Raw genomic sequence first — 9,702 nt, 5'->3', positions numbered from 1 at the left:
CTGTTCGCCCTATCCACATCACTGCTGCTATGAACTTTCTGTTGTCCTTTGCACTCCTTCCACTATCCCCTTTCTTTCCGGGTAAACTCTCCTTTATCCTTTCCCATTGCTTATCTTTTAAGTCGTATAACATCCTTAGCTTCTCTCAAAAATTGTTATTATAACTCCTTTCTTTTTGAATGTCTACACTACCTAAGCAATAGCCTATTTGAACGAATACAATAACACTGTAGCGTATGCTGCTATCCCTTCCGCTCTGCCAATGGAACCTAACTTCTCTGCTGTCGTTGCTTTAATGTTTACAAGCTCATCACTAATTTTGAGTATCTTTGCTATAGATTTCCTCATTTCTGTTTTATAAGGTGATATTTTAGGCTTTTCACATACCACAGTAATATCCAAGTTAGATACACTGTATCCCTTTTCTTGCGCTTTTTCAGCAGCAAAATTAAGAAAATAAGATGAATCGCAATTCTTCCATTGGAGATCATCAGGAGAAAAATGCTCTCCTATATCACCACATCCCAATGCTCCTAATATTGCATCAACAATTGCGTGTATAGCAACATCACCATCAGAATGAGCCTCTATTGCCATTTCACTCTCAACTTCTACACCACAAATTTTAATCAAGCATTTTTTAATCAAGCTGCTTTTAAACCTGTGTATATCATAACCACTTCCAACACGATACTTTGACTCTGCAGTTACCATATTAATATCCTCCTCTGTAGTTAACTTAAAATTGCCTTTTTCACCCTGAATAATTGCAACATGCTTGTTATATGCCATCACCAGTGAAGAATCATCAGTAAAACTCTCTTTGGTTGATTGATGACATAACAATAATTCCGCAAAATTAAAAATCTGAGGAGTTTGTATCGCCCTGAGTTTTGTTCTGCAGATTGTAGATTTGATCGAACCATTATCCACCAGTGACACAGTATCTTCAACCTCTATTGCAGGAACAACTCCCATATACTCATTACCACAGCTCATAGATTCAATTAATTTCTCTATTAAGGTATGCGAAACAAAGGGTCTACAAGCGTCGTGTATCATCACATAATCGGTCTGCAAGCTTTCTAGACCTAATCTAACTGAATCTTGCCTGCTTTCTCCTCCATACACTGGGCTCATTAATAGACCTCTTGCAAAATCTATTTCTGACGGCAATTTTGTTGTCAAAACTTGCCTACGCTCCTCAAATACATCTAAGTATTCTGCGGTGCTCGCCTGCGTTTCTCCTAAAACGTTTCTCGTCATAAATCGGTTTTGCAAGAGGTCTAATTTAGTATTCACAATTGAGGACACTGCATCCCTATAAAAATGCTCGTGGTTTCTATTAATTACCACTCTTACGCAGTCTATGTACTGATTAGCTAGAAATTTTTTAATTACATGAAGTAAAACAGGTTCACCTGCAAATTTTATGTATTGTTTAGGAATAGAAGTATTACACCTATTGCCAACACCAGCAGCAACTATCAATGCTACACACTTCTTAAGCTTACGCATTAGGCTATAAAAAAACTGCCACTCCAAAATGTAACTTAAAGCCACACATTGGAATGACAGTCAATTCAAGAGATTAGAAGTGAAACATCACTCCAGCTTCAATACCATGCACACCAAGTGTACCGTAAAGGCCTTCTTGTTGTAGAGTTATCTTCACATCCTCGAGAGTATCCTTATCAGCACCGCTACCTCCCTTCTTGTATTGTAGCACAGAATCTTTAAATTCGGCACCATACATACCAAAATAACGATAACCACCGTATACCTTGATCTCTGGAGTCACAGCATAACTAATACCAGCTTTTGCTTGATAAGCTAATTTAAAATTACTGTTACCAGCAAATGTAGTACGTGAAGCACCAACACCAGCACCAACATAAGGAGTGACAGGGATATTTTCCATACCAAGATCTACATCGTAATATGCGTTAACCATTGCTACTATACTTTTAAACCCATCATTTGTTCCCTTTGCATTAGCAACAACATCCCCTACTAAGGTACTATCTGCCTTACCAAATGCCTTTGCATTGTCAGGTTTAGCATCACCACCTTGCTTATACTCTGAACCATCAACGCCTAAGCCAGAATAAAACACTTCAAACTCAGCTCTAATGCCTTCCATTGTATAACCAGCTGCAATACCACCAGCAAGTAAAGAAGGTGTGTACTTAGGTTTATAAGGAGCTTCTGCGCCTGTCCCATCCTTTTTAAAACCGAGAAGAGATTTTGCAGTAGTACCATCCATCCACTTAAGTTCTTTGTCACTCATGACGTTGAAAAAATCACCGTGATATTGTGCACGAATGTAGTAACTAGAATCTCCATCTTCCACATCACCAACAGGATCTGAGAAAGCAGAGTGTGATAAACTCAGCAACGTCACTAAAGCTGTTGCTGAAAAAATTTTTTTATAATTCATAATTTGCCCTCGTTAATAAAAAAAAAAATAAAATTCCACTTTTGTAGTTTAAGCTAAACTTTCTATAAGTCAAGCTAATATTATAACTTAATAACAGAAAATATTTGAAGTTTACACTAATCTTGAGAGAAAGATAAAGATTTTATTAATGAATACACCGCACTACGTGATTTTTTGCTTTTTATTTTTCTATATTCTCTCACCAATCCTAATATCTCTTTACTTTCTGCATCACCTTCACCATAATTATAATCAAAGCCTTCCTTGTTTTCACCTTCATGTAAACTTGTTAACTTTGTTGTATTGTTAGGTATATCAGAAAAGAAGTGTGACACATCTATTGACAGAGCCACTGCCAAATCATATAGCCTGCTAACTAAAACTCGGTTTATTCCATTTTCATACTTTTGTATCTGCTGAAACGTAACTCCTACTTTCTCGCCCAATTGAGCCTGGGTTAACCCACGCATCAATCTCCACTGCCTTATTTTTTTCCCTATCTGTATATCAATAGGGTTAGCTTCAACCTTATTCACACCCTCACTTTGCAAGTTATAAATACTCATTTTCACCTCTTCTTACGTTATTTTAAAACACCTCACATAAAAAAACTCAAAAAGGCAGTTTAAACCCAGGGGGTAACCCCATCATGCCAGCAAGATCAGAAGATACGCTTGCCATTTCTTCTTCTGCTTTCTTGATAGCATCATTAAACGCCGCTGTAACTAAGTCTTCCACCACATCCTTCTCTTCATTTCTCATGCATTCTAAAGCTATATGTACCTTTTTAACCTTGTAACTACCTATCTTAACAACTACAATAGTGACTACAACCTGTCCTCCGCCAGAAACACCTTGATATTCTTTGTCAATGCATTTTTTTTGTGCTTCTTCAAGCTTTTTTTGCATTTCTTGCGCTTGTTTCATTATTTGACTAAAATCCACAACTTACTCCTTATTTTCTATATTAACTATCCTTGCACCTTTAAAAGTGTTAAGTATATCCTTAACTGCAGGCAACTGATTATCACTACTGCTCACAGTGAATTCCTCAATTATAATAACCCACTGGCGCATAGTAGCTTTACTTAAGTAACTTTTTAAACTATCATAGAAGCTATTATCTAGCTTAGATATAGCCTTCAATTTTAAGCATCCAGGCCTACACTCTATTAATTGTACGTTATTAGATAGCTGTTTGTAAAGATAAATTTGATTATTCTGCTTTAATAATTCTAAAATTTTATTGAAATCATGTTTATTATTATCTTGTTGCACATTTTTAGAAAGCACTTTCTTGATCACCTGCTCTGGAGAAGGTAAGTCAGAAAGATAACAAAGCCCTATCAGCATCATTTCAACAGCCACATCACTGCATGTTGAAGCTTTTACATCTTGAATTCCTTTCAATAAAGCCTTCCATAACCTAGAAAAAAATACTATAGATTTTTTTACACTCAACTCCTTTATTCTACTAGCTTCATATTCTGCAATTACACCATCTATTTCTTTTGTAATTAAAAACCGACATATCAACTGAATTTTTTGCAATAAATTTTCAAAAACACTAAGAGAAGTTGCTGTCTTATCAAATAATGTTAAAGCCTTTTGTAAATCGCCATCTAAAATCGCCTGTAATAAGTCAAATATAATACCTTGATCCACTAAACCAAGAATATTCATAATATTTGAGGTGGATATCACACCATCTTTGCCATACAGTACGCCTTGATTCAACAAAAACAAAGCATTACGCATTGAATTTCCAGAGTGGTACGCTATCAACTCTAGCGCCCCTTTTTCAACAGAATAGTTTTCTTGTTGTGCAACATCTGTTAATCGTTTCACTATCTTAACTGTAGGTATATTATGCAGATCAAACCTTTGACAACGCGCAATAATAGTTATTGGTATTTTTCTTACCTCAGTAGTCGCCAAAATAAATTTTACATTTGATGGAGGCTCCTCCAGTGTTTTTAGCAGAGCGTTAAATGCACTATTGGACAACATGTGCACTTCATCTATAATATAAATCTTAAATTTAGAACTTAGAGGTGAATAACAAATATCTCCTAAAATTACCTTGATATCATCAATACTAGTATGGCTTGCTGCATCAATTTCAATAACATCTGGATGCCTTGAATCTTTTATTGCTAAGCAACTTTTACATGACCCACATGGCTCAAAAGTTGGCCCTGAAGAGCAGTTTAAACATAGAGCGATTATTCTTGCAGTTGTAGTTTTACCCACTCCACTATTACCAGAAAGTAATATAGCTTGTGGGATTTTATTAAGAATAAATGCATTTTCTAATATACGCACTAACGTTTCTTGACCTATTAAATCTTTGAAATTACTAGGACGATATTTTAATGCTATATTCACAGCGTAAAATAAATAATGAAAGTAGGCATACAACCCAAAAAGGCTCTGATATGGCTGCTTCATTTCTGATCTGACCAAGTTACAGAATTTTTGTCTGTATACCTTATACAATATTATACTTTTTTTTTTATTTAGCAAGCCTTACATGCTATAGTCTGACAATTGTTATATAGGCAATAATTATGATGTTATATCACTTTCCTCTTTGTCCGTTCTCAAGAAAAGTTAGAATTTACCTCAAGGAGAAAAAGCTAAACTTTGACTTAATACATGAAAATCCATGGGAGAAGCGAGATAAATTCATGGAAATCAACCCAGTAGGACAGGTACCAGTTTTAATAAATAATCGTTTTATCATAACAGACAGCAGCGCCATCTGTGAATATTTAGAAGAAACCTATAATGATACTACTCGATTATTTGGCTCATCTATTATTATAAAATCTAAAGTGCGTGCTCTAATTAATTGGTTCGATAATAAATTTTATAATGAAGTCACTAAGTATATCATCAATGAAAGAATAATTCTTGACCGCAATCCCGATTCTAGATTCCTTCATGCAGCCAGACATAATTTAACTTATCATATAGAATATATTGAATACTTAATTAATAAAAATGTTTGGCTTGTAACGGATAAATTTACTTTGGCTGATATTACTTTAGCATCACACATTTCTGTTATAGATTACACAGGTAGTTTTCCATGGGAAAAGAGTAAAATTATAAAGGAGTGGTACTCCATTGTTAAATCCATGCCTTGCTTTCGTGAAATATTATCCGATAGAGTGCCAGGATTAACCCCTCCTCAACATTACACTGAACTTGATTTTTAACCTATTTATAATTTTTAACCTATACTTATAGAATTTATAAAAATCGCCTGCAGTTAAATTTATGTGGAATATAGTTTTACTTTTTATATTATCAGCAGCACTGGTGAATTGTGGTTTACAAAAGCCTGCACCTGCATTGCTTAAAGGTGAAGAATTTCATGGCAGAAGGGACCTGGAAAGCATGCAAGAGTATCATCTAATGAAAGATAACGTTATTAAAAACAAAAGTAAAAAAATGACCATAAAGATACATAAAAACATACAAGTAACAAATTGTAAGTTTATAATGCCCATTGAAGGTGAAATTACAGAAAAGTTCAAATCTAATACCACAGACGAGATATGCAAAGATGGTATAAAAATCGCTTCTCGTAATGGAAGTGATGTAGTAGCTTCCGCGTCCGGTAAAGTGATATATGTAGGTCAAGGGCTCAGATGGTATGGTAATCTTGTTATCATAGAGCACAAAGATCACTATACCACTGTATATTCTTATTTAAAAAATATATATGTTGCAATTGGTGACGAGGTACAACAAGACCAAATCATTGGTTCTGCAGGAAAATCCAGCACACAAGACAAAAACCCACAAATATGTTTCACTATGAGGTACAATGGTCAGGCAGTTGACCCTTTGTTGCATATGAATTAAACTGAAACACAACTTAATGCACAATTCAAGTCATGAAATACGATTTTAAAAGCATTGAAAAATTCTACCAGGACAAGTGGAGTTTTTCTGTAAATAAGGGTAGTAATAAAAAGAAGTGTTATGTTTTAGAGATGTTTCCATACCCATCTGGTAAAATTCATATGGGTCATTTACGTAATTATGCTATAGGCGATGTAATAGCACGCTACAAAATGGCTAGTGGATTTGCTGTTTTACACCCCATAGGTTGGGATGCGTTTGGATTGCCTGCTGAAAATGCCGCGAGGGATAATAATGTCAACCCAGCAGTCTGGACAAGAGATAATATAGACAGCATGCGTACGCAGTTAAAATCTATAGGCCTTTCATACAATTGGAATCGCGAGCTTTCCACTTGTGAACCCGAGTATTACACACATGAACAAAAATTTTTCTTGGACTTTTTAAAACACGGTATTGCCTATAGGAAAGAATCTTGGGTCAATTGGGATCCGGTAGATCAAACAGTGCTTGCAAATGAACAAGTTATTGATGGCAAAGGATGGAGATCCGGTGCAATAGTGGAAAAACGCAAATTATCTCAGTGGTTCCTCAAGATCAGCGATTTTGCTGATGACTTACTGAAGTGCCTGCAGAGTTTAAAAAATTGGCCGGAAAAAGTAAAAATAATGCAAGAGCGCTGGATAGGGAAATCAGAAGGCGTCACTATAGAATTTGATGTGATTGGTCTAGACAAAAAATTAAGAGTTTTTACAACTTATCCTCATACTTTGTTTGGTGCTTCATTTTGTGCAGTGGCACCAGAGCATCCAATCATACAAGATATCAAGACCTATCAGCAAGAAAAAGGCAAAGAGATATGCGCTGAAATGACGATTAATGAAACAAAAGGCAATGTAGATGAGAAAATTGGTATTTACACTGGAATAAACGTTAAGCATCCATTTCTTGATAAAGAGTTACCACTCTATATAGCAAATTTCGTGTTGATGGAATATGGAGAAGGAGCAATTTTTGGCTGTCCTGCACATGATCAGCGTGATTTTGAATTTGCACAAAAATATGATTTACCTATTACTCCAGTAATTTCTTCAGATAGCACGCAGGAAATCTTAAAAGAAGCATATACTGATGGTGGAATAATGATCAATTCCGAATTCTTAAACGGGTTGTTGGTTGATGAAGCTAAAAAGGTAATAATAAAAAAACTTGAAGAAAAAGGTGTTGGCAAAAAAACTATAAATTATCGCTTGCACGACTGGGGCGTTTCAAGGCAACGCTACTGGGGATGCCCCATCCCTATCATATACTGTAAGGCTTGTGGCACTGTTCCAGTTCCAGAACAAGACCTTCCTGTAATGCTGCCAACAAACGTGAATTTCTCCTCTGGTGGAAATCCCCTTGATCAACATCCAACTTGGAAATATGTAAATTGCCCAAAATGTGGGGAACAAGCAGAACGTGAAACGGACACATTTGATACTTTTTTCGAGTCCTCTTGGTACTTTGCTGCATTTTGCAGTGAGGATAAATCGCTAAACAAAGACGCATGCGATCGTTTCATGCCTGTTGACTACTACATAGGAGGAATAGAGCACGCTATTTTACACTTGCTTTATTCCCGCTTTTTTTGTCGAGCTCTAACAAAATGCGGTTATTTTAACATAAAAGAACCTTTTTGCACATTGATCACTCAAGGCATGGTGTGTCATGTCACTTATAAGGATGAAAATGGCAAGTGGTTATTTCCTGAAGAAGCTAAAGAATTGCTAGCAAAAGGCGCAAAAGTACAAACAGGAAAAGTGGAGAAAATGAGTAAATCAAAGAAAAATGTGGTTGATCCAAATTTTATTATAGACAAATACGGAGTAGATACTGCACGTCTGTTTGTCTTGTCTGACACGCCTCCAGAAAAAGATATGGAATGGTCAGATAGTGGCGTGGAAGGATGTTCGCGCTATATAAATAAGTTGTGGCGTATGGTTATGCAATTAAAACCCATAGATATAAACTACAATAATAGTCAACAGACAGCACCTGAATTGCTTGAATACAGAAAAAAAATACACAAACTCCTACATGGACTAACCAGTGATATAGAAAACTGCCGACTAAATTGCGCAGTGGCAAAACTACGTGAAATGACGAACTTAATCGCTGAAATAGATGTAAAGACAGGAAAATCCTTTATTGATGAAGGGATATGTATATTAATCAGAGTTATGGAACCTTTCATACCGCATTTAGCTGCAAACTTATGGGAAGAAATAGGTGGTAAAGAAATGTTACACCTTCAGCCTTGGCCTCAAGCTGATGAAGCATTAATAATTGATCAGACAGTAACAGTAGCAGTACAAGTCAATGGAAAGCTACGCTCTACAATCAATGTAGTAATTGATTTACCAGTAGATGAGCTAAAGAAAATTGCTGTAGATGCAATCTCGGACAAAATTGATAGGAGTAAAATTCGCTCTATATATGCAGTACAAAACAAGATAGTTAATGTAGTAATATAGGAATTTTAATTTCTTCAACAAATATCCGCTTGTCAGAGTGTTTTTTTTGCTTCACTTGCTATAATATTTTATGCGGTAGTTTCTCCATTTTTTATTTCACTAGGTTAAACTACCGATTTTTCTCTCTTTCTTCTATTTTTTCTCTACCTTATTTTCTCCTAGAATCAGAGCCTAGCGATGGATGTTGAACATCTGTTAATGCTGTCTTTGATCTTTCCATTGCTTCCATAAGAATCATTGCTATTTCTGTATGATCATTTTCCTGAGCACCTTGCAAAGGAGTGTCTCCATTTTCATTTAGAGCATGAACATCTGCATATTTTGCTATAAGAAATTTCACTGCTTCTGTATGACCATTGCGAGCAACATAATGTAGAGCTGTGTCGCCATACTTACCTGCAGCATTAACACTTGCTCCTTTTTCTATAAGAAATCCTATTATTTCTATATGATTTCCTTGAGCAGCCCGGTATAGAGGAAGATATCCCCACTTATCTTGAATCTTAATATCTGCTTCATTAGTGATTAACAGTTTAACTACTTCTATATGACCTCTTTCAGCAGCATGGTGTAAAGGAGTATATTTCCCACTCTCATCTTGAGCCTTAATATCCGCTCTACTAGCAATTAATAATTTAACTACTTCTAGATGACCATTTGCAGCAGCCCAGTGTAAGAAGATGTCTTGAAATCATTTAAGTAGCTAATTTATTAAGCATAACGGTAATCATATTAAAGAAAATATTGGTTTTTGAGGTAAGAGGAGAATGTTCGTAATCTTTGCTCATGCGCCTAAAATTGGAGAGCCAAGCAAAGGTTCTTTCAACTATCCAACGTTTTGGAATAACCTGAAATCCTTCAGCTTCGGGA

10 protein-coding genes and 1 other RNA gene are annotated in these 9,702 nt (G+C 35.7%); 3 read left to right on the top strand and 8 right to left on the bottom strand.

Annotation, left to right across the window (positions count from 1 at the left end; all coding sequences use genetic code 11):
• Window positions 1-204: 204 nt before the first annotated feature.
• The 6 genes from ispF to ffs all read right to left on the bottom strand — a co-directional run bounded on the left by ispF (window position 205) and on the right by ffs (window position 4,936).
• On the bottom strand, window positions 205-1,518 hold the full coding sequence (gene ispF / locus IC220_RS05030; RefSeq protein ID WP_188153439.1) for a 2-C-methyl-D-erythritol 2,4-cyclodiphosphate synthase: 1,314 nt from the start codon (window positions 1,516-1,518) through the stop codon (window positions 205-207).
• A gap of 73 nt (window positions 1,519-1,591) precedes the next feature.
• Window positions 1,592-2,440 (bottom strand): P44/Msp2 family outer membrane protein, encoded by an 849-nt coding sequence (locus IC220_RS05025; RefSeq protein WP_188153438.1) that lies wholly within the window; start codon window positions 2,438-2,440, stop codon window positions 1,592-1,594.
• A gap of 116 nt (window positions 2,441-2,556) precedes the next feature.
• Complete coding sequence (locus IC220_RS05020; protein ID WP_223158781.1) at window positions 2,557-3,006, bottom strand: helix-turn-helix domain-containing protein; 450 nt, start codon at window positions 3,004-3,006, stop codon at window positions 2,557-2,559.
• Between the two features lie 46 nt (window positions 3,007-3,052).
• On the bottom strand, window positions 3,053-3,385 hold the full coding sequence (locus tag IC220_RS05015; RefSeq protein ID WP_369408761.1) for a YbaB/EbfC family nucleoid-associated protein: 333 nt from the start codon (window positions 3,383-3,385) through the stop codon (window positions 3,053-3,055).
• 3 nt (window positions 3,386-3,388) lie between these two features.
• Complete coding sequence (gene dnaX, locus IC220_RS05010) at window positions 3,389-4,828, bottom strand: DNA polymerase III subunit gamma/tau (RefSeq protein ID WP_188153437.1); 1,440 nt, start codon at window positions 4,826-4,828, stop codon at window positions 3,389-3,391.
• Window positions 4,829-4,840: 12 nt separating this feature from the next.
• Window positions 4,841-4,936, bottom strand: an RNA gene (gene ffs / locus IC220_RS05005) — signal recognition particle sRNA small type.
• Between the two features lie 74 nt (window positions 4,937-5,010).
• Here ffs and IC220_RS05000 point away from each other — a divergent pair.
• The 3 genes from IC220_RS05000 (at window position 5,011) to leuS (ending at window position 8,832) form a co-directional block, all read left to right on the top strand.
• A complete protein-coding gene (locus IC220_RS05000) occupies window positions 5,011-5,664 on the top strand; it encodes a glutathione S-transferase family protein (RefSeq protein WP_188153436.1) in 654 nt (217 codons plus the stop codon).
• A 61-nt stretch (window positions 5,665-5,725) separates the two neighbouring features.
• On the top strand, window positions 5,726-6,316 hold the full coding sequence (locus IC220_RS04995) for a murein hydrolase activator EnvC family protein (protein WP_188153435.1): 591 nt from the start codon (window positions 5,726-5,728) through the stop codon (window positions 6,314-6,316).
• A 32-nt stretch (window positions 6,317-6,348) separates the two neighbouring features.
• A complete protein-coding gene (leuS, locus tag IC220_RS04990) occupies window positions 6,349-8,832 on the top strand; it encodes a leucine--tRNA ligase (protein ID WP_188153434.1) in 2,484 nt (827 codons plus the stop codon).
• 148 nt (window positions 8,833-8,980) lie between these two features.
• On the opposite strand, the gene IC220_RS04985 is transcribed toward leuS, so the two are convergent.
• Together IC220_RS04985 and IC220_RS04980 are read right to left on the bottom strand one after the other, a co-directional pair.
• Window positions 8,981-9,514, bottom strand: coding sequence for an ankyrin repeat domain-containing protein (locus IC220_RS04985; protein ID WP_188153440.1), 534 nt, complete (start codon window positions 9,512-9,514; stop codon window positions 8,981-8,983).
• Between the two features lie 13 nt (window positions 9,515-9,527).
• Window positions 9,528-9,702: transposase (locus tag IC220_RS04980; protein ID WP_188152743.1), on the bottom strand; the 175-nt coding region annotated here is incomplete at its 5' end.

Source organism: Wolbachia endosymbiont of Pentalonia nigronervosa, assembly GCF_014534705.1.
Classification (GTDB): Bacteria; Pseudomonadota; Alphaproteobacteria; order Rickettsiales; family Anaplasmataceae; genus Wolbachia.
Note: the sequence above shows the minus strand (reverse complement) of the source record. Positions and strands in the feature narration are given on the sequence as shown.

Excerpts from the sequence above, each read along its gene's own strand:
- IC220_RS05020 (WP_223158781.1), bottom strand. The coding sequence starts at position 3,006 with ATGAGTATTTATAACTTGCAAAGTGAGGGTGTGAATAAGGTTGAAGCT.
- ispF (WP_188153439.1), bottom strand. The coding sequence starts at position 1,518 with ATGCGTAAGCTTAAGAAGTGTGTAGCATTGATAGTTGCTGCTGGTGTT.
- leuS (WP_188153434.1), top strand. The coding sequence starts at position 6,349 with ATGAAATACGATTTTAAAAGCATTGAAAAATTCTACCAGGACAAGTGG.
- IC220_RS05000 (WP_188153436.1), top strand. The coding sequence starts at position 5,011 with ATGATGTTATATCACTTTCCTCTTTGTCCGTTCTCAAGAAAAGTTAGA.
- IC220_RS05025 (WP_188153438.1), bottom strand. The coding sequence starts at position 2,440 with ATGAATTATAAAAAAATTTTTTCAGCAACAGCTTTAGTGACGTTGCTG.
- IC220_RS04995 (WP_188153435.1), top strand. The coding sequence starts at position 5,726 with ATGTGGAATATAGTTTTACTTTTTATATTATCAGCAGCACTGGTGAAT.